This is a genomic window from Trinickia sp. (assembly GCF_051953405.1).
Classification (GTDB): domain Bacteria; phylum Pseudomonadota; class Gammaproteobacteria; order Burkholderiales; family Burkholderiaceae; genus Trinickia.
Map to the genome: position 1 here is coordinate 16,370 of NZ_JBQCIV010000161.1, position 24,036 is coordinate 40,405.

Below are 24,036 nucleotides of genomic sequence, written 5' to 3' on the forward strand. Positions count from 1 at the left end.
CCGTTGCTCTTCCCGTCGTTCGTTTTGCCGTAGTGAGCCGACGCGCGTCGCCGTGAAGCGAGGCCGTCTTTCGTTCCCTTCCTTCGTCAGAAACACGAATTCAATATGACATCGACAAGCCGCCGTGATTTTCTGCGCGCCGCCGCTCAAGCGGCAGGCGCGGCCGCCGCGATGGGCGCACTGCCCGCCGGCATTCGCAACGCGCTCGCGATTCCCGCGAACGACGCGACGCGCAGTATCGCCGACATCGAGCACATCGTGATCCTCATGCAGGAGAATCGCTCGTTCGACCACTACTTCGGTACGTTGCGCGGCGTACGCGGGTATGGCGACCGCCGTGCGATCCGCTTGCCGAACGGCAACAGCGTATGGCAACAGCCCTTGCCGGCCGACGCCGGCTACGTCTTGCCGTTTCGGCCGAGCGCGCCCGACCTCGGCATGCAGTTCCTGCAGGACTTGCCGCACGATTGGACGACCACGCACAACGCATGGAACGGCGGCCGCTACGATCAATGGGTGAGCGCGAAGGGCACGACGACGATGGCGTATCTCACGCGCCAAGACATCCCGTTCCACTATCAGTTGGCCGATGCCTTTACGATCTGCGACGCCTACCACTGCTCGGGCATGACGCCCACCGATCCGAATCGCTACTACATGTGGACCGGCTGGGTGGGCAACGACGGCAAGGGAGGCGGCCCCGTCATCGACAACGCCGAAGCGGGCTATGCGTGGTCCACCTATCCCGAGGTGCTGCAAGCGGCCGGCATTTCGTGGAAGATTTATCAGGACATCGGCACGGGGTTGGACGCGGCGGGATCGTGGGGCTGGACGCAAAATGCCTATATCGGCAACTACGGCGACAACTCGCTGCTGTACTTCAATCAATACCGCAATGCCCAACCGGGCGATCCGCTCTACGACAATGCGCGCACGGGCACGAACGTCGCTGCCGGCGGCGGCTACTTCGATCGGCTCAAGCAGGACGTGCAAAACGGCACGCTTCCGCAGGTGTCGTGGATCGTCGCCCCGGAAGCGTATTCGGAGCATCCGAACTGGCCCGCGAACTACGGCGCGTGGTATGTCGACCAAGTCCTGCAGGTGCTCACGTCGAACCCCACGCTGTGGAGTAAGACCGCGCTACTTATCACCTACGACGAAAACGACGGCTTCTTCGACCACGTAGCGCCGCCGTTCGCGCCGTGGTCGAACGCGTCGGGGCGCTCGACGGTGGAGACGACGAACGAGTATTTCGCGGGCAACGCGACGTATCCGGCCGGCCCGTACGGTCTCGGGCCGCGCGTGCCGATGCTTGTGGTGTCGCCGTGGTCCAAGGGCGGTTGGGTGTGCTCGGAAACGTTCGACCATACCTCGATCATTCGCTTCATCGCGCGGCGATTCGGCCATGGGCCCAACCTGAGCGAAGCCAACATCACCCCTTGGCGCAAGGCCGTTTGCGGCGATTTGACGCGTGCCTTCGATTTCGCGAATCCTAATGCGGCGTTCCCGACGCTGCCGAGCACGAACGCCTACGTGCCGCCCGACCAGCAGCGCCACCCCGATTACGTGCCGCTGCCGCCGCTCGTGCAGGCGAAGCCCCAGCAGGAACCGGGGGTACGTCCGGCACGCGCGTTGCCTTATGAACTCTTCGCGCGTGCGCACGCCGAGGCCGGCGAAGGGCAGTTGCGCCTGAAGTTGACGAACACCGGGCAAGCGGGCGCCGCGTTCCACGTGTACAAGGCTCACAGCGCCGATGCGCCGCGCGCCTATACGGTGGAGCCGCACAGGCATCTCGTCGACGAATTCGCATTGAATTTGGACGGCAGCTACGATTTTGCGGTGCACGGGCCGAACGGATTTGCTCGCCGTTTCGCCGGCCGGGCCGTCGCGGCGCATTGGTGGAGCGCGGGCGTGGCCGTGCCGGAGGTCGTGGAGTCGTACGACGTCGCGAACGGCAACATCGAGCTGAGCTTGCAAAACAAGGGCACCGCGGCGTGCGAGTTCACGGTCTCCGACGCCTACAGCGGCAAGCGCGTGACGCACCGGGTCCCGGGTGGCGAAAGTGTGGACCTGTACGTCGATTTGCGCGCGCATCATGCTTGGTACGACTTTCACGTGACCGTCGACACCGATCCGCTGTTCGTGCGCATGCTCGCCGGTCACGTCGAAACGGGCTGTCATAGCATGAGCGATCCCGCGCTCGGTCTGGCCTGAAACCTAACGGCTTGGGACGATGAAATCTAGGGGACGTCCCTTGCGGACAAACCCTGTATCCCCGTCGTCGATGGCGCTGCGCCGTCGACGACAGCCCTTCAAATCGCCGCGATAGTCGGCGGCGCGCAACAAATCCCCCTGTAAACACGCTCCCGAAACACAAATTAATGCATGAAGCCGCGCGGCGCTTGTAGAATCCGGCGTTGAAGCGGCGCACGTCGTGCCCGTTTCGTGCGTTCAACGACCAACAGGTAGGAGAAACATGGTTACTTCCGCAAAGAAGGTTGCGAAAAAGGCTGCTGCCGCACCGGCGAAAAAAGCAGTTGCCAAGAAGGCTGCTCCGGCGAAGACTGCCGCGGCTAAGAAGGTCGCCGTGAAGGCGTCCGGCGCCCCGTCGCCGATCAAGGACACCTTCACGAAGGCCTCGCTGGCTGCTCACCTCGCAGAGCGCTCGGCTATCGAGCCGAAGTCCGTCAAGGCCGTGCTCGCGGCGCTCGAAGACACGATCCTCGGTTCGGTGCACAAGAAGGGTGCCGGCGAGTTCACGCTGTCGGGCCTGCTGAAGATCGTCGTGCAAGCCGTGCCGGCGAAGAAGAAGCGCTTCGGCAAGGATCCGTTCACGGGTGAAGATCGTTGGTTCCCGGCCAAGCCGGCAAGCGTGCGCATCAAGGCACGTGCGCTGAAGAAGCTGAAGGACGCAGCCTCGGCCTAAGTCGTTCGCTTAAGCCAGTAAAAAACCCGCAAAGGTTCATGCCTTTGCGGGTTTTTTGTTGCCTCGCGCGGCGCGAGGCGTTCGATGGCGGGACGCTTAGCCGGTTATGCGCGGTGGGCTCAATGCGCGCTGCCGCTCGGCTGATAGCCGTCCGTCAACGTATGCAGAAACGCGATGATGTCCTTGATGTCGGCGTCCGTCATCGAAGGCGTGTCGCCCGCATGGCGATCGAAGGGGGCATCGGTCTTGTCGACGTTGGCCCGATACTTCGCGGGCAAATCGTCGTATTGCAAGACGTGGCCTTGCGCATCGCGCGGATAAATCTTGCCGGGCTCGACATCGCGTAGGTTGTAGAACTTCATCACGTCGTCGAGCGAGTGGTACACGCCGTTGTGGAAGAAGACGTGGCGTGTGGCCGCATTACGCAGCGTCGGCGTGAGGAACATGCCGCAGTACTGCGTTTGCGCGGCGAGATCCTTGCGATAGGGGCCGCATAGGCCCATGTCGTAGTAGCTTGGGCTGCGATTGGCCGCGAGCGCGCTGTTGCGCGGTACGCCGAGCGCCTCGTATTGGTAATCGGTAAACATCGGCGGCAGCCCGTCGGGCGAGGGCTTCGACAAATGGCAGCCTGCGCAATTGGCCTTCTTCGGATCGTTAAAGAGCTGCAACCCGTGCAGTTCGGCGCGGGTCAAGCGCGCACGTCCTTCGAGCCAGTCATCGTATTTGCTCGAATACGGGTGGAACGACGGATCCTCCACCTGGTAACGGGCAACCGCGAACATGGCTTCCGACAGCAGCAGGCGCGAATCGGTAAAGATACGTGGCCCGAAGAGTTGGAGGAACGCGGTGCGGTAGGCGCCGCTCGCGAACTTGCGTGCGACGTCGTCTTCGCTCGCGTTCGCCATTTCGACCGGATTCATGAGTGGCCCGAACGCCTGCGCTTGCAGCGTATCGGCGCGGCCGTCCCAGAACATGCCGCCCTGCGGCACCATGGCCGGCGCGGCCGGGGCGGCGCCGGCCGTCTTTTGCGCGCGCGCGGCGCCCGATGCGGCTGCGGCTTCCTGCGCGAAATTGGCCTGCGTGTCGGCGTCGGCGGTATCCGGTCCGATGCTGAAATTCGGTTGGCGATACAAGTACATGAGCGTAGGCGGCGGGCGATCGCCTTGCAGCGTCATCGACGCTCCGCCGAGCTGAACCGGCATCGCGTTGGGCGGCCCATAAGCGTGCGCGGGGCTGTGGCAAGACGCGCACGAGAGCTTGCCCGAAGCCGATAGGCTCGGGTCGAAGAAGATTTGCTTGCCGAGTTGTGCCATCGCGCTGAGCGGTGCGACGGCTGGCCGCTCGAGGTGAACCGGGTGGGGGTTGGCACCCGTCAACTGCTCCACGATGTCGCCCACGGCGGCAGGCGTGCGCTCGGGATACGCGAGTGCCCAGGCGCAGGCGCCGGCCAGCGCGATGCCGAGTGCGGCCATGCTAACGAGTGCGCGGCGGCGCGGGGGCGGGTTGCCACGGTCGGCGGGTGAGGGCGGCAAGGCGGAATCGAGCGGCTGCATCGTGTTGGTCGTGAAACGTGGCTGCGATCTAACAAAAAACCACAGCCCGTTGCCGGGCTGTGGAGGCTCGTCGTCGAGCTAGCGCACCGTTTGGCGCGCTAGCCGATGCGTGGCGATCAGCTTTGCGGCGGCGTGCTGACCGGGGTACCCTGCGTCGGGTCCAGGTACAGCGGCGTCGTGCGCGGCGAGGCCGAGAAGTTGAACAGGTTCATGATGCTGCCGGCCGTGGCGTCGAACGAACCGCCGCCGATACGTTGACCGCCGAGCCAGTTGTCTTCGATGAAGCGCACGACCGAGGCTTGCGAGATCAACGTGTGGTCGACGTAGTTCTGCTTTGCGTACGGCGAGATCACAAGGAACGGCAGACGCGTGCCCGGGCCGCAGCGGCCGTTCACGGGTTGACCGTTCAGGCCGGCCGGCTGCGTGCCCGTGCCGCAAATACCGTTGCCGTTCAGTTGATCCGCGCTCGAGAACGAGGCCGACGTCGGCGGTTGATATTGATGGTCGTACCAGCCGTCCGAGTCATCCCAAGCGACGATCACAGCGGTGTCCTTCCAGTCGGGCTGCTGTTCGAGGAAGTTCACGACCTTGGTCACGAACGCTTGCTCGTCGAGCGGATCCGAATAGCCCGCGTGGCCGTCCTGATAGGCGGGCGCCTTCAGGAAGCTGACCGACGGATAGTTGCCGGCGCTGACGGCCGCGAAGAAATCGTTGATGTCGTATTGGTGGTTGGCCGGATCGACGGTGGTCGTGTTCGGCACCGTCGTGTAGCCGATGGCGGCCGTCGAAGTCGGGCGCAAGTGTTGCGGATTCGACGTCGACTGGTAGTACTGGAACCAGTTGTGGTGCGGGATGTAGTCCGCCGTTGCTGCGCCGACCACCGCGGACATCGTGCTGCGCTTGCAGCCCGTCGTGCCGTTGCCGTTCGTCGTCGAGAGGTTGAAGCCGCCCATGAAGCCGCCCCACGTGATGCTCTTCGCGTTGAGCAGGTCGCCGATGTTCTTGCCCGTCATCATGGCTTGATCGGTCGTGCTCGAGCACAGGTCGAAGCCCGGGTCGACGTCGTTGATCATCGTCAGGCCGCCTTGGCCGTCGGCCGTGTAGTACGAGCTGCGCGACGATTTGACGATCTGCATGCCGTTCGTTTGGCCGGCGATGACTTCGAGCGCGCCAGGCGTCGACGGGCCGTACGTGTCCGTATACGCGTTGTCGCTCATCGCGAAGTTTTGCGCGTAGTTCCACATTGCCGTCACGGTATTGCCGTCGAAGTAGCCCATGACTTGGCCCTTGGTACCGAATGCGCCGGCGCCGCCGCTCGTGCCGTTACCCGTGAATTTCGGGAAGAGATCCATCGCGCCGTTGTCGTAGGCTTGCTCTTCGGCCGTGTACGCGTGGTTCTGGTCGGCCGTCGCGGCTTGCGTGCGATCGAGGCGGAACGGAGCGGACGCGTCGGTCCCGTTGAGCGCCGCGTTGGCGTTCGGGTTGGCCGTCAGCAGCGTGCCGGAGAGGCCGTTGACCGTCGGCGTGCCCGCGGCAGCCGTGAACGCCGGCTCGCCGGCGGGATTCGTTGCGTTAGGGTACGTCGCGAAGTAGTGGTCGAAGGAGACGTTTTCGCCGTAGATCACCACGACGTGCTTGATCGGCGTCGCGGTCGGGGTGAGGTTTTGAAGACTGATCGCTGCGACGGCGGCTGCGCTATTGGAATTGCTGCTGCCGCATGCGGCGAGCACGGCAAGCGACGCGGCTGCTACTGCAACGGGAAGAAGCTTACGGCGAAACATGGGGACGCACTCCTGGTGTGTCGTTGCCGCAAGCCCTCTCGCGAGGTGTCGTCATTCGATCCCGAGAGAATGACAGCGAAGGAACGTGCGGTGAACGATGGTTATTTTTCGGAAGGACGGCGCATTGGACCATGCATATATGAAGCGTCCGAGGCATCTAGCTTTCGACTCTATTTCCATAGCTTTCAATTCCATTCGCGGTGAGGCAACCCGGTCGCCATAAAAAAAGCCAGCCGGGAAAGCCCGGCTGGCTTGATACCGCGTACTGCTCGGTTGTTTTCTCGTCGATTGCTCGAACGAACTTATTAGAACTTGTGGCGCAGGCCCAATGCGACGAGTTCTTGCGAGCTCGTGCCGTTGTAGCCGTACGAACCGATCGACGCCTGGGCGGCCACGCCGCCGGCGACGTTGCCGCTGGCGTGCTGGTACGCGCCGACGAGGTACACGTCCGTGCGCTTCGACAGGTTGTAATCGGCGCCCAGCGAAGCTTGGTGGTACGTTGCCGACGAATCGCCGCTCGACTTCATGTACGTGTAGCCGACGCCAACCAGCAGGGCGGGCGTAGCTTGGTAGTTGAGGAAGCCGCTACCCGAGTTGTATTTCTCGGTCGCACGGTACGCGGAGAAGCCGTCCGGCTTGTACTGTGCGTTGCTGTAGCTCGCGCCCAACGTGAACGGGCCGACCGTGTACTGACCTGCGACGCGTGCGATGCCGATCGACTTGGCCGTGACGTAATCGCCGTTGATCGGGCCGTCGAACGTGCCGCCCGACGTGCTCGTCCAACCGGAGCGCAGACCGTTCGTCAGCGTGTTGGTGTTGTCGGCATGGAAGTAGCCTGCCGCTGCGGCGATCGGGCCGTTGGTGTACGACGCGGCGACCGACCACGTTTGGCCCGAGCCGGTCGAACCTGCGACGCCGCCGAATGCGTACATCGCTTCTGCCTGGAAGCCGGCGTAGTTCGGCGTGACGTACTTGATCGCGTTGTCCGTACGCGAGCTGTTGTCGTAGTTGTCGACGTCGCCTGGCGTGGCGAACGCGCTGCCGAAGTAGTTATCGGCCGTGATGCCCTGGACCATGTCCACCACCGGGTCGTACTGGCGGCCGAGCGTCAACGTACCGTAGGTTTGGCTCGTCAGACCGACGAACGCCTGGCGGCCGAAGATGCGACGCGTCGTGGCGTTGCTCTGGCCGAGCGAACCGTCTTGCGGGTTAAAGCCGTTTTCCAATTGGAAGATCGCGGCCAGACCGCCGCCCAGATCTTCTTGACCCTTCAGGCCCCAGCGCGTGCCGGCCAAGTCGCCGCCGCTCGCATTGCCGAGCGCCCACAGATTCTTGTTGCCGTTGGCGTTGTGCACGTACGTGAGCGAGTTATCGATCACGCCGTAGAGCGTCACGCTGGTTTGCGCATGCGCTGCACCGGCGGCGCCGAGCAAGGCGAGCGAGAGGGTTGACAAAGCGATTTTTTTCATCATTTCTCCACGCGAAACGTTTATTAGACTGTTGCGGGGAGGAGAATAGCGCAATGTCCTTGAAAGGTTGAAACGGAAAAAAAGGCACTGTCGCCAAAACGAAACAGCACGGCCCGCAAGGGCGTAAAAATGGCATATCGAATTATTGCCGCATTTGAAATACTTAATTAGGGAAAGTGCAAAACTGCGACGCAATGGCGCAAGTTTTCCCAGCATCCGGGCGTACCGCTCGCCCCGAGCATCGTTGGAAGTCACCATGATGCAGTTGCTGGCAGCACAACGGTGCACCGCGCACACGAATGCGACATCGTGCCCCGCGGCAGCGCCAAGCCGTAACTGGACAAAACAGGCGAAATATGTAATGGGCGCCGTGCGCGTTAATAGTCAGATCTATTCGACTGTGCGCGTAAATAGGCGCGTATACGACGCCGTCCTCTTGCTGCCGCGTATTCGGCGCCGAGCAACAGCACTGCCGCGGAAAAGTACAGCCACATCAATAAAACCGCGAGCGATCCGGCGGCGCCGAATGCATTGGACAGCCCGGCATGGGCCAGATAAAGCGCGAATAACTTCTTACCCGCCGTGAATAGCAGGGCGGCGACGATGCCGCCCGTGAGCGCGTCGTGCCATGCAACGTGCGCATCCGGCAGGAATTTCAATAGCCCAGCGAAGGCGAACGCGAGCACCACCACGCCGAGTGCCAGTTGCAGGATGTCGCCGATGACGACGAAGGGTGTCCCGCCCAAGAGCCATTCGCCGATATAGCTGACGACCGTATCGAGCACGAGCGAGACGATTGCGAGGAACGCGACGCCCAGCACGAGACCGAACGAAATCAAGCGGACTTTGACGAGTGCCATGACGCTCGAGACGCGTTGCGACGCATCGGCCGGCCAGATGATCGACAGTGCCGTGTTCAGCGAAGCGAACGTGGCCGACGCGCCGAGTGCCAGTGCCACGAACGAGATGAATGCGGCGAAGCCGCCCGAGCCGCTATGCGAGCGCGCATTGGCAACGATCATCTGAATCGCGGCGGCGGCTTCGTCGCCGATCAGCAAATGGGCATCTTGAAAGATTTGCCCTCGAATGGCATTGGTGCCGAAAAACCAGCCCGCCACGGCGATGACCATGACGAGCATCGGCGCCAACGAAAACGCGGAGTAGAAGGCGATGCCGGCGGCCATTGTCGTGCAGCGGTCGTCACCGAAATGCTGCACCGCGTCGACCGCGCAGGCGCCTTCGTTGCGCGCGGCGCGCGGCAGTTCACGCAGCGTGAATGAAGCCATCGATCGATCCTCGCTTACGCGTCCCGATGCGCTTCGCTGTTGCAGGCAACATGCCTGTTCTTTACGGGGGCGAGGTCGCTAGCGGCACCGCTGCGTTTTGCTGCTTCGCCGCAGCGTGTTCGATGCGCGGCTGATGTCGTTGCAGGGCCTGGCATTCGTTGCGGCCGATTTTCAAGCGACCGCGGCGGCGCGTTGCCGCTTGAGCGCCGCGCGTGCAAACGCGACAAAACGCTGCGTCACGACGTCGTCGCGCCCAGCTTGCCAGGCGAGCCCCACACGCCAACGCGCGTGGGGGCCTTGCAGCGTGAGAACGGTGGCGTCGCGCAACAAATGTCGCATTCGCGACGGGACAAACGCGACGCCCACGCCAGCCGCCACGATGGCCAACACGGATTGAATGTCCTGCGCTTCTTGAACGATCCTCGGCGTGAAGCCGCGCTCGGCGCACCAGCGATCGACTTGATCGGCGGTGCGAGCTTGGCGCGCGCGGGCCAGTGCAACGAAGCCGATCTCGTTCAAGACGTTCAAATCGGCCGGCAGACGCTTGATCCGTGCTTCTTGCGGAATGGCGAGGGCGAGCGATTCGTCGACGATCGGAAAATTGGCGAGTTCGTCGTTGCGCGAGACGCGCATGAAGCCGACGTCGAGCGTGCCGGCTAGGATCCTGCGGGTTTGTTCCGCTGACGAAAGATCGACGAGCGTCACGCTCACGTTCGGATGCAAGCGACGGAAATCGGCGATCAAGCGGGGGGCGATGGTCAGCACGGACAGACATAAACCCACGCGCAACCGGCCGCGCTTACCGCCGCTCGCTTCCTTCGCGCGCAGCAACATGTCGTCCGCATCGCGCACGAGCGCGGCCGCGTCCGGTAAAAAGTCCGCACCGAAGGTGGTGAGTTCGGCGCCATGCCGGCCGCGCTCGAATAGGCGTGCGCCGAGGCTCGCTTCCAATGCACCGATCTGCTTGCTCAGCGCCGGTTGGCTCGTATGCAAGGCATCGGCGGCACGGCCGAAGTGCCTGAGTTCGGTCACGGTCAGGAAGGCGCGAAGCAGTTTGAGATCCATTCGTTTTTGGAATCGAACCGGTAAAAGCATTCATTTTACTAATCGATTGTGAGGCGATTCAATAGAGGCATCCCATCGCCGATTCGATTCCGCCATGTCGAGGTCTCCCGTTTCCCCGTTGCGCGTCGCCGCGCTGCCGTTTGCCCCTTCCGGTGCGACCGCGCATGCCGCGCTGGTCTCGGGGCTTGCCGATCGACTTGCCGATGTCGCGCGCGACGGGGTGAGCTTCGCGGTCTTTCCCGAAATGAGTCTCGCGCTCGCTTGGCGCATCGAGCGGTTGCGTCGAACGGAACTCGAAGCGCTTTCCGAGCCGCTCGATGGTCCATCGATCAGCGCCGTGGCCCAAGCGGTGGACGCGACGGGTGTGGCGGCCGGGGTGGGGTGGATTGAGCGCGGCGACGATGGGGCGCTCTATAACAGCTACGTCGTATGCATGCCGGGCGGTGCGCAGCACGTGCAACGCAAGGTCTATACGATGGAAAGCCCGCATCTGCAGAGCGGGACGCGATTCGATGTCTTCGATACGCCGTGGGGAATGAAGATGAGTATTTTGATCGGCGCGGATAATTACATGCCCGAGAATGCGCGTGTCGCCGCACTCAAGGGCGCCACATTGCTCGTCGCCCCTCATTGCACCAGCCTTGGGGCAGGTGCGTCGTCTCGGCCCAACTGGTCTGCCCATTCGCTGGCGGCCCGCGCGGGCGACAACGGCATGTTCGCCGTGCTTAGCGATGCCCAGGCTGGACCGAAAGGCACACGCGAGCCCGGGGCCGCATTGATCGCCGATCCGTGCGGCGTCGTGATTGCCGCGGGCGTGCGCCCGGGCCTTCCCGTGGCGAAGGCATCGATCGATCCCGATCTCGCGCAGCGAAGCGATGCACGCCGCTGGCTTGCCGCACGCAAACCGGAACTCTACGCTTCGCTTGTCGCGTCGGAAGCGCAATCGTATGCCGATGCCCGTCCCTGGCCGCAAGCCGAGCGTGGAACGTGCGCGCGGGGATCCGTGGCAGTGAGCTTGGCCGTGGTCGCTAGGAAGCGGTGACTGTGACTGGGGGGGCTAGGGGGCTGGCGGTAAGCGGGCGCCAATTTTAAACGTTCCGATAGCCGTTACCGTCCTTGGCTCGACGGCTGCGCTCGATGCGCCGATGGTTATCGAGGATCGCTCCGCAAAAGCCCATAGATTGCGCCATCCGAGATTTCGCCGTCGATGATCCACCGTTCGCGCAGCAGCCCTTCCCGGACGAAACCCAGGCGTTCGAGCACTTTCGCCGATGCGGCGTTGCGAGGATCGATTTCCGCTTCGATCCGATGCAATTTCAACAACTCGAACCCGCAATCGACGACGGCGCGCGCCGCCTCGCTCATATAACCGTTGCCCCAGAACGGACGATGCAAGCCGAAGCCGATCTCGGCACGCTTGGACGTGATGTCGGCATTGAACAGACAGCACGTGCCGATCGTTTCTTGCGTCGAGGCGAGTTCGATGGTCCAGAAAAGATCGGTGTCCGACGCGGATCCCTGCATCCGGCGGGCGAGATATTCGACCGCTTGTTCGATCCGCGTCATCGCGGGAAACGACCAATAGCGCATGAATTCGACGTCCGAATACATGGCGAACATCGGAATGGCGTCCTCCGCCCGGGGCGGGCGCAGCGTTAGACGTGCGGTGGATAAAGTCGAAGCATCGCGGACGGGCATTTGAATGCTGGAAGCCGGCAATTGAGTGATCGGGAGTGTATCAAGGTGGTAAGCACAATTTTTCGTTTTCGTCTTTTCCATGTCCCGAAACGGCCGTCCTGCCGATCCCTCAAGTTTCACGTTTGGCTGCCGTAGAGCCGGTGTGATTGATCTATGTTCGGGTACGGACGGGCTGTCCAACGTATCCGGGGAGGGCTGCAATGTTCGAAGCGAAGAGCCTCACCATCATGCCGATCAATGATCTGGACGTTTACTACTGTCAGAGAATGCGCAGCTATACTACGTTGAGCCTGCATGTGGATGGTGCGACTGTCTATACGTTGGATGTTCGCGGTATCGTCAAAGCCCGTTCCGGAAATGACACGGTCGGCGCGTTCGCAAGTTCCGACAAAGGCTCCCTGGTTGCGTGGATTGATCCTGTGTCCGGCGACTTCATATCGGCCGATACAACTGTTTCCGATGCACTTTATTCGATTCCGATCTTCATCGGTCTGGGGTCGATCCTCAGCGCCGCGCTTCATTTGAGTAAGTGGGTTGTTGCCCCGATCCTCGCCGTGCTTGCGGTTGCCGTATGTCGCCGTTTGTTGCTCGGGTGGAAGAACGATTCGGAGCTGGAAGCGATTCTGCGAGACCGGCGAAGCTGCGTGTTCGGATAGGGCTAAAACTAGATGTTCGCCTGTATTGCCGATATCGGCGATAATTTGCCGAATGCCGCCTGCAACGTCGCTGGCGGTGACTTCTTGTGATGATTTCCCGTCCGGCATTTGCCGGCCAGTTTCGGTCATCCGCTGTCGATGTGTAGATCCTCAACGAACTATTCTTGGATCGTCCTATTCCATGAATCTTGGTCAGGTAGTCCGCGCGTTTTTCTTTTGCATCTCGGCTGCGTTACTCTGTTCACATGCGGCTGCGACTACTCGGGAAAAGCGCTGCGGTTGGTTGCAAAACCCGACGCCCGCCAACTGGTGGCTCGACGACAAGGACGGAAGTTGGACGCTTTCCGTTATGGGAGAGCGGCCAGTCCCAGGATTCGACAATCTTCCTGACATGAGTTCGGGCGATTGGGTCGTTACCAATGCGGGCGGACACGGCTACGGATGCGCTTGCATCGATATGGACGTCGACAAAGGCGCCGGTACGGTCGTACGGCTATATTCTGCCAAGGTGCTTCCGTTGAAGCGTTGTAAGGCCGATCGCTCACTGCCTTTGCCGTGAAAGTGCGGGGGAGGTCGGGTGCCTGCCGTCTGTGTGGGAGGTCCGGCATCGGCCACAAGCGGACAGTCGACATACGGGCGTAGATCCTCGACAATCCGCGCCATGGGAATCGAGGCATCGTAATACCTGCGGATCGCAACAATGGCTCAAGAGAATCGTTCAATCTCAGAAAATGACCTGGTTGTCCCGACCCGGGATATGGAAGCGCAAACAATCGGCGAAAGCTCGACACTGCGCGTGAGGGCAGGAACTGTAGGAACGGTCGTGCTCGTCCATTCCGATCTCGGACTGGTTGCCGCCTATGAAGTCGAATTCCCGCTTGGCGCGGGCCAATCAGCGCTGGCGACTATTCCAAGCACTGACTTGCAGAGCTGTGCTCCAGGCCACCGCAGAGTGTGTGAGTGTTGTGGCCACCGTACCCTTCGCGATCTCTGTCCTGGATCATACGAAGTCTGCCCGATCTGCTTTTGGGAGGATGACTTAATTCAAACACGCGATCCTGATTTTGCTGGCGGCGCAAATCGACAGTCTCTCTCGGAGGCTCGCCGCAATTACGAAATGATCGGCGCGTGTGAGGAAAGAGCATTACCCCATGTTCGAAGACCGGCGGACGACGAGATAGATTGGGCTCGGCAGGCATAGTCGCCGCAGACAGCGGCAAACTTGAATCAAGCGCTGCGGCGGGGCATGGTCTGCGCCTGACTCTTACGCAGACGGTGCCCAAGACCCTGGGCGCGGTCGGCATTACCCACTGGTGCCCCTGACGGGGTGTCCTTCCCCCCGCCGCGACGACAGTATATCGACCTTGCGGAGCTAGCCAAATAGTTGACCGCCCCGAGCGAACGATCTGCATCGTTGCTCGCGACTGTCCGTTGGCGGGGAAACTGAAGGTCGCTTCAGGGTCGGGGCCTCCCGTCCGCGAGTCGTACGGCAGGCCCCGACCCGAAACGGTCGGTAGACGTTCTCAAACGGGAACGCTGATTCCCGAGACATGTAGCCGAACACACACTGAACGACGCAATGCCAGCCGTCTGTCACGTGAGATGCCGCGCTTGCAACGCGTTCATTGCGGCGGCTCTAAGTCGAGCTGCTCCACTAGCTCGGGGAAGCCAAGCGACGTTGCGGCTCTGACAAAGGCATCGCGCTCTGCTTTTGATACGAATGCGAGTGCGGATGCAATCTCCTCAAGCGCGTTCACGTCGTCGTCCTCCATGTGCAAGCTGCTCCGCTGATCGATATACCTAACGGCGAGTACCAGTGCCTTGGCTAATGCATCCATGTCTTCCTTCGAAAGACAAAATGTAATGCGAAACGCATGCCCCAAAAAATCCCATTGACAAAGTTTCAACGGCCGCTTGTGGCCGTTCAGCGCCCGACGACCGAGCGCGATCCTCGCCTCTGGCTGGCCGCAGCGCAAATGGCATAATACGACCCGAGGGCGACTGTCGCAATTTACGAAAACAGTCATTCCCACACTGGTAGCGAAGATGCCGGTAACTCGATAACGGTCGGCTCCCTTTCGGCGTCGATCACGAGCACAACATCTTGCCCGACCATGTAGTAGCTGTGTAACTTCTCATAATTTACTTTTCCAAGCTCCCCGTATAGGTCAATCCGCGCGCTGTTCTCCTCGACCCACATTTCGCATCCACGCCATGCCGCATCCGAATTGTCGAATTCTTGCGGAAGCGGCGAGTGGTTCGACGTAACTTCCACGCTTTCGTCGATAAGATAGAAACCCGCTACGCTGTGCTGGAAATTCAGGCACATTCTCGAAATACAGATTCGTTCGCGCCAAACATGGCGGTTCACGGTTAGGCTGCGCCCGCAGATCGTCAGTTCGAAGCCCGGCCGGTCGCCTTTTACGATTTCCCCGAGGGGCTTCCACGGTTTATACATTCGAGCGGCTCTTTCGTTGTCGAGTTTGTGTGCTTACCACGAGCCTGAGGCGCGCGGCCCCCCGCGAAAGTTGTCCCGATCCTGGTAACCGTGTCGACTATCTGCGGCTGGTCGACTCCTAGCTTACATGTACCAGAGGTCACGGCTTAGCAGGGTACGACTCGCCGTCATCGCCCTGAACTCTCGCTCGCATCGCCCTAGCGATATCCCCGAGCTTGTGAACTGCTTCGTCCGTTGGGTCCTTTGTATAGAGTTCACCCAGCTCCGCGTTGTACCAAAGCGGAAAGGCTGCTCCTCTGACCGTTACGAGAAAGTCCGTTGGTCCGTTTGCAGGATCGTTCACCACTTGCCGGTCGGACTGAACGTATGCCTTCCATTGTTCGAGTGTGATTCTTGGCCCCGAGGCTTCCGCCCAGAAAGATTTTCGGGTGATGTGAACGTCGTAGCCCGCGTAAGCAAGGCTGCTGGCCATGAAAGCGAGCAGTGCAACGACAACGCGCATTTTTCCACTACCTAACAATCCAAGAACATCTGCATTGTCGACGATCTCCGTCTCCCAGTCGACTGACTGCTCCTGGCCGGCTGCGGGAGATCGCGAACGGCCGCTTCGTAGAAGCGAAACACGAAGGATCCGTCACCGCGCGTCAGACCGCTTTGGAGAAACCCGACGGGCAGAAATGGGGCGACTACGGCCAACGACGTTGGGAAGCGCCGCAAGACGGACTTTATTCTTCGCGATCACGGGGCTCCCGTCATCGCTCAAGGTTTCGCAAAATTTTCCGTTAACCCGAGTTGGTCCGCGATGCGCGTTCCCAGCGCTGGAGCGATAACAATATAAGGTGCCTTGAGAGCAGGTGCCTATAAGCCTGTATAACGGATATGTCCTCGATCATTGGCATCGATCTTGGCACGACCAACAGCTTGGTCGGCCTGTGGCGTAACAATGAAGCAATCCTGATCCCCAATGCACTGGGGCAGGTTCTCACACCGTCGTGCGTGTCCATGGACGCCGACGGTTCGATCCTGACCGGGCGTCCCGCTTACGATCGTCTGCAGACACACCCCGAAGCGTCCGCGGCCAACTTCAAGCGGTACATGGGTACCGATCGCAAGTTCGGCGTCGGTTCGCGCTACTTTCGGGCCGAAGAGCTTTCGTCGCTTGTACTGAAGGCGCTGAAGGCGGACGCCGACGCTTTTCTAGGCACCGAAGCCCGCGATGCGGTCATTGCAGTTCCAGCCTACTTCAATGATGCACAGCGCAAGGCCACGCGTATCGCTGGAGAACTCGCCGGCCTTAACGTGCTGCGATTGATCAACGAGCCAACAGCGGCGGCGCTCGCTTACGGCGTGCAGAATCGTGAGACGGAGCGCAAATTCCTCATTTTCGATCTCGGCGGTGGCACGTTCGATGTCTCGGTGCTTGATTTCTTCGAGGGCGTGATGGAAGTGCGTGCGAGCACGGGCGACAACTATCTTGGCGGGGAAGACTTCACCGAGGTTCTCGTCAACCTGTTCGCCACGCGCAACGATCTGCGACTCGGTTCTCTCGGATCTGCCGATCGGCAGCGGTTGCAGCGGCAGGCCGAATACGTAAAGCGCCGACTCACCCAAGATGGCACTGAAACGGTCGAACTCAATGTCACGCTAGACGGCCGTTCGTACGAACTGCAAACCACGGCCGCGGAAATCGAGCATTTCTTCGATTCTCTTCTTCAGCGTTTGCGCAAGCCGGTGGAGCGGGCGTTGCGCGATTCGAAAATCGCGGTTGGCTCGCTCGACGAAGTGATCCTGGTCGGCGGGGCAACGCGTATGCCCGTCGTGCGCAAGCTGGTGACGCGTATGTTCGGGCGCCTGCCTGCGATGCGCTTGAATCCCGACGAAGTCGTTGCATTGGGTGCCGCAGTGCAAGCCGGACTCATCGGACGCGATGCCGCCCTCGAAGAAATGGTGCTGACCGACGTCGCGCCATATAGCCTCGGTATCGACACCTCGATTCAAGTCGCCGCGAATCAGTTCGTTCCTGGGCACTTCCTACCCATTATCGAGCGCAACACGGCGGTTCCGGTCAGTCGCATGCAGCGGATAGTGACGGTCCACCCGCAGCAGCGGCACCTGTCGATCAAGGTTTTTCAAGGCGAAGCGCGCTTGACTGCCGATAACATTGCGCTCGGAGAGTTTAATCTCGACGTGCCTTTGAAACCTGCAGGCCAGGCTGGCGCCGACGTGCGTTTCACATACGACGTGAGTGGCGTGCTAGAAGTGCAAGCCACAGCGTTTCCGGATGGAAAGACGCGGTCCATTGTGATCGAAGACAATCCAGGCGTACTTTCGGCGGAGCAGGTGCGGGAGTGCCTGGCGAAGTTGGCTGACCTGAAGATCCATCCCAGAGATCAGATCGAGAACCGCGCCTTGCTCGCCCGCGCGGACCGGCTTTACGAGGAATTGTTGGGCGATCAACGGACTTATCTCGCGTCCCAGATCGCGCGCTTTCAGTCGCAGTTGGAGCGGCAAGACGCCGACGAGATCGCGCGCGCGAGAGAGGCCCTTTGTGAGGTGCTCGACCGTCTCGACCTTACGCAAACGTATTAAAGGCGGTGGGACATCGTGCAAACCAAGCCTTGGCCCTGGAGCGTGCTCGACCTCGAGCCCGGTGCGGATGAACGGTCAGTTCGCCGTGCCTACGCTCGCATCCTCAAAGAGCAGCGGCCGGACACGGATCCCGACGCTTTCCAGCGCTTGCGCGGCGCTTACGAGTTTGCGCTGGTACTCGCGCAAAACGCGACGATGGGAGATGCGCAAGTACCGCAGTTCGAATCGGCACAAGCCGGCGATGTTCCTGCAGTCGCGATTCCGTCTGCAGCTGCATTGGCCATATCGGATGATGCTGCCTTATCGATCGCGAGGGATTCGCACGACGCCGCAGAAAGCGATGTCGATAGGAACTCCTCGCTTGCAAAGTCTAGCAAGACGGAAGGACATCGGAGGTCCGATCCCGTACAAGAGGCGATGCAACGCTGGCAGGATTTCGTCGCAGACCCGATGAACTACAGGTCGCGCAATGACGTCAGCAATCTATTTGCCGCTGTGGTGAATTTCCAGGTTCGAGAAGAGCTCGAATGGCAGGCTATCCTTCATTGCCTGCGCGATGACACACCGCCCCGATTACGCATCAACTTGTGCGACGTTCTCGAATGGCGTCAGGATCATAAGCACTTGCTGAATCGTGACGCCGGCGTCGCCAACGTCGCCCTCTCGCGCGCATTCGCCGACGCCGACTACGAGACCTTGAGCCAGCGCTATCCGGCCGCCATCTCCCTGCTCGAAGACGGCGAAGGTATGCGGAAGCGGATGAGGCGCGTCGTGTTCGACCGGGAACTCGAGCGGGAGATGGATGCGCTCATCCAATCGCTGAACTACTACTATCAGAACGTCCGGCAAGTTCGGATAGACGCGAGCCTGATTGAGCGTTGGCAACGTCGCCAGTCGTTGCGGACGTGGATTACCGGGTTGGTGCTGCCCGTCGTCTTCCAGTCACTATGGTTCGGTGTGTTGGTTGCGTGTGCATCGACGATGCGGGGAAAGAATGACAGTGACTGGGGCGGCCCGTGGGGCACGCTGCAGATCGTGCTTGCGTCGCTCGGCGTAATGACCTACGTGGCTGGCGTGGCCGCAATGGTCATCTTCACACAAGAGCAAAGGGCAAGGATCCAGAGCGTGCGCGAGAACGCATGGATCCGCTATGGCTGGATCGCCGTGTGGCTCGTCACGGTCGCCACCGCTCTTGCCACCGGCCCATACGGGGTTGGGGCTAACGCCGCGGCGGCGGCGCTCGCAGGCTGCACACTTTGGGCTGCATTTGCCCATGGTCCGATGTCGGTGGGGCGACTACTCTTCACGACGTTGACCTTCGCAGTCGGCCTTGGCTTCGTCGGTCATTGGGCTGCGGTCGATCGGCCGCTCTGGATACTTGCTCTCGCTCATGGCGTACTGGCCACATACTTCCTGCGTTTCGCTCTTGCCTCTTTTCGCTCAATGGTCGCGGCACGACCGCGGGTCGCCATGGCCCTGTGTGTTGCATGGATCGTAGCAACTGTCACGTTCCTGATGACGTTTCAGTCGGGCTACGCGTGGGGACTGTATTCAGTCATGGTGCCGGTGCTGAGCGGGATGCTTGCCGGTTCATCATGGTCACGAATCACCGACGCCATTCCGTTTCCGCTCCGCAATTTTCTGATCGTCCTTTACTGGTGGGTTTTCGGCCTTATGACACCGAACTTGGCAGCCGCTTGCGCGCTTTTGGTCCTATGCCTCCCCGTTGCTGTTGAGATGAAGCGCGCCAGGAACGCGAGCAAAGAACCAATCGGCCGTGCGCAAGCGTAAGGTTCAGGGGATAGAAGGTAACCGGCGCCGTTAGCGACGGTGGCCTGGGGCTGTAGTCATTCACTTGATGCGCGCGCGTAATCGGAGGAGCGGCGTCCCGGACGTTGCTGCTTCGGATGACGTCTGCGGGAGGTATTTCAGCTGGCTGCTAAAGACCGAAGGCAATTTGCCGATAAATAAGTGTTCCAATTAACAAAGACAACACCGGCGCCTTGGTGTCGTCGTCTCCGGCCGCTTCAAGAACAAACGATGACTAAAAGAATTGCTTGTCTTACGCTTCTTTCATTCGCATCATTTTGCTTGTTGTCCTGCGCCGATCCATCCGCCTCAGGGACGCAGGCCCAAGCTCCTTTGCGCCAGAGTAAAGCGGCACCTGCGTCCGGCGCCGATATAGCGAAGGCCATCACCAGCCTGCCGCCCGATGTCCGGGCGAACTGCATGGCAGCCGCGGTGTCGACGCAAACAGGGGACCTGACGAAAACGGCTCGTCTCATCCGAACCTGTTTGGAATCGCGCGACCTGCCTGTTGCACTGAGGGTATCCATGCTCCAGGAGCTTGCGTCGAATGAAGCGGCTCTACGGAACAACGATGCAGCGATCGAAGCGCAATCAGCCGCAATCGATTTAGAGTCCGCGCCCACCGACTTACAGTTGTATTACCTGGCCAATCTGTATGATGTCACGCACCGGTACAAGGAGGGGTTCGCGACGCTCGACAGAATTCGGGCCGCGCACGAGGCCCGACACGATCTCGATACCACGTTCGGGGCCCCATACCATCTTGAGGTCGGCAAGAACCTCGCGGCAACGGGACACCCTCGCGAAGCAATCGCCAATTTTTCGACGGTGATTTCGGCCACGCCAGCGCTTGCTGCCGCCTATGCGCTGCGAGCACAGAATCGCGAAGTCGTCGGCGATAAGGATGGCGCTCGCGCTGACTACATTGAGTTCGCGCGCTGGGTGGCCGAAGATTCGATCGACGCGAACACGCGCGCCAAGCTGGCGAACCTCGGGATCGACGCGGCGAACGAGCGCAGGCACCCGTTCGGCAACGCGAACCCGCTGCTCGAACGGGCGCAGCGATTGGCGAAGGACGCGCAACAGACGCTGAATACCGCCGATACGGCTCAAGCGAAAGCCGACGCATACTGGAATCTATCGGTTGGCCTCGACGAGAGCGATCGGCGTGAACAAGCGCTTGCAGCTATCGACAAAGCAATCGCGCTCGCCCCCGATGATGTGCGTTTCAGGCAATCGAAAGTCACGACGCTCGTCGGCTTGGATCGCATCGACGACGCCCTGGCCGCGGCAACTCCGCTGCTAGGCCAAATGCATCATGAACTCATGGATGGGAAGAATCCTGCCGATGTATCCCGCAAATATGCTGAACTAACCGGGTCGTTGTGTTGGGCGTATATCCTAAAACGCGACTGGCCGAACGCAGTTGCGATGATCGCCGATACCGCGTACGGCTCGGAAGATTTCGATCGGGACTACCTGGCCGCGCTATATCTGATCGTGCGCGCTCGCGATGAGAGTTCCATTCCGGCGAATGCGTACTTCGAAGATTACATTCGTCGAAGTATCTTCAGAAACGGGGCGCAGTATCGCCAGGCTATGCTGCAATACGTTCGCGGCCGCGTGCCGTTGAAGACCGTCTACGCAATGATCGATCTGATTGCGAATCCCGCCGCACGTCAGAACGCTCTAGCTGAAACGTGGATGATGGCCGCCGGTTACGAGCGCTTTGTCAGACACGATGAGGCCGCCGCGCGAGTCTTCAGGGATCGGATCAACGACCTTCGGCCGTTTGGCACGAACGAATGGATGATGGTCCAGTACGGCGGCGTGTAATGGCAGTCTCGAGGGGACCGATGACGCGAATCCCGTCCGGTGTGAGTCACGCGATCGTGGCGGTCGCGGCAATGGCGTCGCTTGCCGCCCAGGCAATGTCATTGGCCCGATACGATGCGCCTGGAAGTCCGGGCGTCTTTGAGTCGGCTCCCCATATCCCGTTCAGCGACAGCACTTCATTGTGCTCTTTGCAATGGGGCGGTCCGAGTGGCGCGTTCCGGTCGCCGTTGCAGACGCCGGTGCAACAGCGTTCGGTTTGTGCCAGGGAAGCGGCCCGCGGCAATCTCGATGCGCAAACCATCTACGGCCAGCTAGTCCTATACGGATTCGTCGGTGCGCCCAGCAGCGCTGGGTTGGCGATATTGCTCAATGCAGCGGTGGACGGCCAACGTGTAGCGCAACGCATCGTCGGCTCGCTATACCAGAGGGGTGATCGCGTGCTGCGGGATCCACGTGCGGCACGCTGGTGGTTGAGCCGTGCGGCGGCGTCCGGCGATGGCGTCGCAGCCGATATGCTCGGCGTGCTTGAATATACTGGCGACGGTGGAAAGCCGGATTTCCCCGCTGCTTACGGGCAGTTCGTGCAAGCGGCCACGCATGACGACGCACGAGGTGCCGCGAATGCCGGACGAATGCTGGCGGCGGGCTGGCCTGGAACCCCGAAAGATGACTCAGGCGCAGCCGCCTGGTTCATTCACGGCGCAATGCATGGAGATGCCGACGCTCAGTTCCTCCTAGGTCGCGCTCTGCTTTTCGGTTCGGGTGTCGAGAAGGACGACGTAAAGGCGAGCGGTTGGCTTCGCGCAGCCGCACACCAACATCAGCGAGACGCCGAGGCGCTGCTCGCCGAACTCTACCTGCGCGGAACCGGCGTGCCGGTCGATCCTCGTCACGGATTTGCGTTGCTGCTCGATTCTGCCAATCAAGGGTCGCCGTATGGGCAGCGCCGTGTTGGCGAGTTGTACGCGAAGGGGATCGGAGTTACCGCTGACGAAGTCATCGCGCGTATATGGTTTCGCAAAGCGGCGCTAAACGGCGACCCAATCGCGCAGTTCGAGCTTGCCCTTTCATATCGAACTGGAACGGGCGGTCCAGTCGATCTCGACGGCGCTGTAGGATGGATGCGCAGTGCGGCGGAAGCGGGTTTTGCGCCAGCGCAAAACGATCTCGGGACCATGCTGCAGAAAGGTGAAGGCGGGCCGCCGAACCTCCCGGAGGCTCGCGAGTGGTACGAGAGGGCCTTGGTACAGGGGCTCGGTGTCGCTGCGCGAAACCTCTCGGTGATGGCGGCGCGGGGCCTCGGCATGCCTCGCGACGAGGCACAAGCGTATCGGTACGCGAGGCTGGGGGCAGAGCGCGGCGATCCGCGCTCGGAACTATGGGTCGGGTCGATGCTGTCGAGTGGCATTGGCGTGGAAGCACAAAAGGCCACTGGACTCTCATGGCAACGTAAGGCGGCTGATGATGGCGACACCGAAGCCGAGCTTGTCGTCGCGCAGCAATATCTTTCCGGTATCGACGTTGCCCACGACGATGCGTTAGCCGAAAGCTATCTGAAGCGGGCAGCCGACCAAGGCAATCCTCGGGCGCAGACCGCTTTGGCGAGTTTGCTATTGAGGCAGTCCGCCGTAGGGAATCTATCCGAGGCGAAGGCTTGGCTTTCCAAAGCGATTGCCCAGCGTTTCGGACCAGCGTATGCCGCTATGGGAGAGCTTTATGCAAAGGGTCCGGGCGCGCAACCTGATATGCCGACGGCAATCGAGTGGTTTGCGCGCGGGGCGGCGCTGAAGGATCAAGCTTCCGAGCGCGACCTATGTCAGTCGTATGCCAGCACGTTCGGCGCCGTGCACGATGCAGGCAAGGCGCTGTATTGGTGCGCCGTGGCCGCCGCTGCGGGGGACAAAATCGCAATGGGCGTGCTGGCGTCGGGCTCCGTGCCGGAATTGCCGATGACGGCACGCGCCTACTGGCAATGGCGGCTCGCATCGATGGGGGACGCGACCTACGCAGGCATTCTGGGTGAAGCCTATGATCTTGGGCGAGGCGTCCCCGTCGACCATGGCGCGGCGCTCTACTGGTTCAGGTATGCGTCGATGCGCGGAGACGCAGCGGCGCAGAGTTTGCTGGCGCGAGATCTCTTTATCGGTGTGGGCGGGCAGCACGACGACTATGAGGCGTTCGCGTGGGCTACCCGCTCGGCGGCACGCAGCGCGGAAGGCACGATGCTCGTCGGCGAATCCTATTTGTTCGGGCGCGGCGTCCAACGGGACGTTGTTGCCGCGTTGAAATGGTTGACTCGCGCGGCCGATGCGGGGTCGGCGCAGGCGGCGACCGACCTTGCCAATTGCTACGTGACGGGTGATGGCGCTGCGCGCGACCCTGTGCTAGCTCAGCGGTGGTATCGCAAGGCGGCAGCGCTCGGGTCAGAGGAAGCAGCCATCGCGCTCGCGTTAAAGGCACTCAGTGAAGGCGACGAGCCATCAACCGTCAGCAAACGTGATCGATTTTGGTTTGCGCGAGCTGTCGCTGATTCGGCTGGGGGCGATTCTGCTGCTGCAGGAGGTGCGAATGGAGCTAAGGACGAACACGATACGTGGGCCGTGCTTTCGGCGCTTGACAGAGCACGACTGTCACAGCCGTTCGCGCAGTTCGAAACCGGAATTCTCTTTTGGCGCGGGCGAGGCGGAATTCAAGATAAGGCGCTTGGCGATGCATGGCTTAGGCGCGCAGCGGGCACACTTTCGACTCGTGCCGGATGGCAAGCCTACGCACGCGCCGCGCAGGTCGTCGAATCGCGCGTGCGAGCGTCGCTCACGGAAGCTGAGAGGGCTCGTGCCGAGCTACTCGCTGCCGCGTCGCTCTAATGTTCCTTGTGGGTCGACGACAGCCATCCGCCTGTCGTGCAGCAGC

The 24,036-nt window shown here is 61.3% G+C and carries 18 protein-coding genes; 10 read left to right on the top strand and 8 right to left on the bottom strand.

Going from position 1 to position 24,036, the window contains the following annotated elements:
- Nucleotides 1–105 precede the first annotated feature (105 nt).
- Nucleotides 106–2,214, top strand: coding sequence for a phosphocholine-specific phospholipase C (locus ACTHN9_RS29695; RefSeq protein ID WP_440540410.1), 2,109 nt, complete (start codon nt 106–108; stop codon nt 2,212–2,214).
- 262 nt (nt 2,215–2,476) lie between these two features.
- Complete coding sequence (locus ACTHN9_RS29700; protein ID WP_440540411.1) at nt 2,477–2,926, top strand: HU family DNA-binding protein; 450 nt, start codon at nt 2,477–2,479, stop codon at nt 2,924–2,926.
- Between the two features lie 119 nt (nt 2,927–3,045).
- On the opposite strand, the gene ACTHN9_RS29705 is transcribed toward ACTHN9_RS29700, so the two are convergent.
- The 5 genes from ACTHN9_RS29705 to ACTHN9_RS29725 all read right to left on the bottom strand — a co-directional run bounded on the left by ACTHN9_RS29705 (nt 3,046) and on the right by ACTHN9_RS29725 (nt 10,080).
- Nucleotides 3,046–4,398, bottom strand: a complete 1,353-nt coding sequence (locus tag ACTHN9_RS29705) for a cytochrome-c peroxidase (protein ID WP_440540432.1) — start codon at nt 4,396–4,398, stop codon at nt 3,046–3,048.
- Between the two features lie 197 nt (nt 4,399–4,595).
- Nucleotides 4,596–6,260, bottom strand: a complete 1,665-nt coding sequence (locus ACTHN9_RS29710) for a phospholipase C (protein ID WP_440540412.1) — start codon at nt 6,258–6,260, stop codon at nt 4,596–4,598.
- A 305-nt stretch (nt 6,261–6,565) separates the two neighbouring features.
- A complete protein-coding gene (locus tag ACTHN9_RS29715) occupies nt 6,566–7,729 on the bottom strand; it encodes a porin (protein ID WP_440540433.1) in 1,164 nt (387 codons plus the stop codon).
- Between the two features lie 377 nt (nt 7,730–8,106).
- The gene (locus ACTHN9_RS29720) at nt 8,107–9,015 is read right to left on the bottom strand and encodes a YihY/virulence factor BrkB family protein (protein WP_440540413.1); all 909 of its coding nucleotides are present in this window, start codon (nt 9,013–9,015) and stop codon (nt 8,107–8,109) included.
- Nucleotides 9,016–9,186: 171 nt separating this feature from the next.
- Nucleotides 9,187–10,080: a LysR family transcriptional regulator gene (locus tag ACTHN9_RS29725; protein WP_440540414.1), complete on the bottom strand. Its 894-nt coding sequence runs from the start codon at nt 10,078–10,080 to the stop codon at nt 9,187–9,189.
- Nucleotides 10,081–10,174: 94 nt separating this feature from the next.
- On the opposite strand from ACTHN9_RS29725, the gene ACTHN9_RS29730 reads away from it, so the two are divergent.
- Nucleotides 10,175–11,122 (top strand): nitrilase-related carbon-nitrogen hydrolase, encoded by a 948-nt coding sequence (locus tag ACTHN9_RS29730; protein WP_440540415.1) that lies wholly within the window; start codon nt 10,175–10,177, stop codon nt 11,120–11,122.
- 107 nt (nt 11,123–11,229) lie between these two features.
- Here ACTHN9_RS29730 and ACTHN9_RS29735 read toward each other — a convergent pair whose 3' ends face one another.
- Entirely contained in the window at nt 11,230–11,778 is a 549-nt protein-coding gene (locus ACTHN9_RS29735; protein ID WP_440540416.1) for a GNAT family N-acetyltransferase, read from the bottom strand.
- A 200-nt stretch (nt 11,779–11,978) separates the two neighbouring features.
- Here ACTHN9_RS29735 and ACTHN9_RS29740 point away from each other — a divergent pair, with 200 nt between their 5' ends.
- The 3 genes from ACTHN9_RS29740 (at nt 11,979) to ACTHN9_RS29750 (ending at nt 13,635) form a co-directional block, all read left to right on the top strand.
- On the top strand, nt 11,979–12,434 hold the full coding sequence (locus tag ACTHN9_RS29740) for a hypothetical protein (protein ID WP_440540417.1): 456 nt from the start codon (nt 11,979–11,981) through the stop codon (nt 12,432–12,434).
- Nucleotides 12,435–12,615: 181 nt separating this feature from the next.
- On the top strand, nt 12,616–12,993 hold the full coding sequence (locus ACTHN9_RS29745; protein WP_440540418.1) for a DUF4087 domain-containing protein: 378 nt from the start codon (nt 12,616–12,618) through the stop codon (nt 12,991–12,993).
- A 198-nt stretch (nt 12,994–13,191) separates the two neighbouring features.
- Nucleotides 13,192–13,635, top strand: coding sequence for a CPCC family cysteine-rich protein (locus ACTHN9_RS29750; protein ID WP_440540434.1), 444 nt, complete (start codon nt 13,192–13,194; stop codon nt 13,633–13,635).
- A gap of 421 nt (nt 13,636–14,056) precedes the next feature.
- Here the strand turns inward: ACTHN9_RS29750 and ACTHN9_RS29755 are convergent, their stop codons facing one another.
- Both ACTHN9_RS29755 and ACTHN9_RS29760 read right to left on the bottom strand, forming a co-directional pair.
- Nucleotides 14,057–14,461, bottom strand: a complete 405-nt coding sequence (locus ACTHN9_RS29755; protein WP_440540419.1) for a hypothetical protein — start codon at nt 14,459–14,461, stop codon at nt 14,057–14,059.
- Nucleotides 14,458–14,892, bottom strand: a complete 435-nt coding sequence (locus ACTHN9_RS29760) for a hypothetical protein (protein WP_440540420.1) — start codon at nt 14,890–14,892, stop codon at nt 14,458–14,460. Before ACTHN9_RS29760 ends, ACTHN9_RS29755 begins: the two co-directional genes overlap by 4 nt.
- An 879-nt stretch (nt 14,893–15,771) precedes the next feature.
- On the opposite strand from ACTHN9_RS29760, the gene ACTHN9_RS29765 reads away from it, so the two are divergent.
- From ACTHN9_RS29765 to ACTHN9_RS29780, 4 genes are all read left to right on the top strand, one after another.
- Nucleotides 15,772–17,481: an Hsp70 family protein gene (locus ACTHN9_RS29765; RefSeq protein ID WP_440540421.1), complete on the top strand. Its 1,710-nt coding sequence runs from the start codon at nt 15,772–15,774 to the stop codon at nt 17,479–17,481.
- Between the two features lie 15 nt (nt 17,482–17,496).
- The gene (locus ACTHN9_RS29770; protein ID WP_440540422.1) at nt 17,497–19,272 is read left to right on the top strand and encodes a hypothetical protein; all 1,776 of its coding nucleotides are present in this window, start codon (nt 17,497–17,499) and stop codon (nt 19,270–19,272) included.
- Between the two features lie 543 nt (nt 19,273–19,815).
- Nucleotides 19,816–21,126, top strand: a complete 1,311-nt coding sequence (locus ACTHN9_RS29775; RefSeq protein WP_440540423.1) for a hypothetical protein — start codon at nt 19,816–19,818, stop codon at nt 21,124–21,126.
- A 239-nt stretch (nt 21,127–21,365) separates the two neighbouring features.
- A complete protein-coding gene (locus ACTHN9_RS29780) occupies nt 21,366–23,990 on the top strand; it encodes a tetratricopeptide repeat protein (RefSeq protein WP_440540424.1) in 2,625 nt (874 codons plus the stop codon).
- The last annotated feature ends 46 nt before the right edge of the window (nt 23,991–24,036 follow it).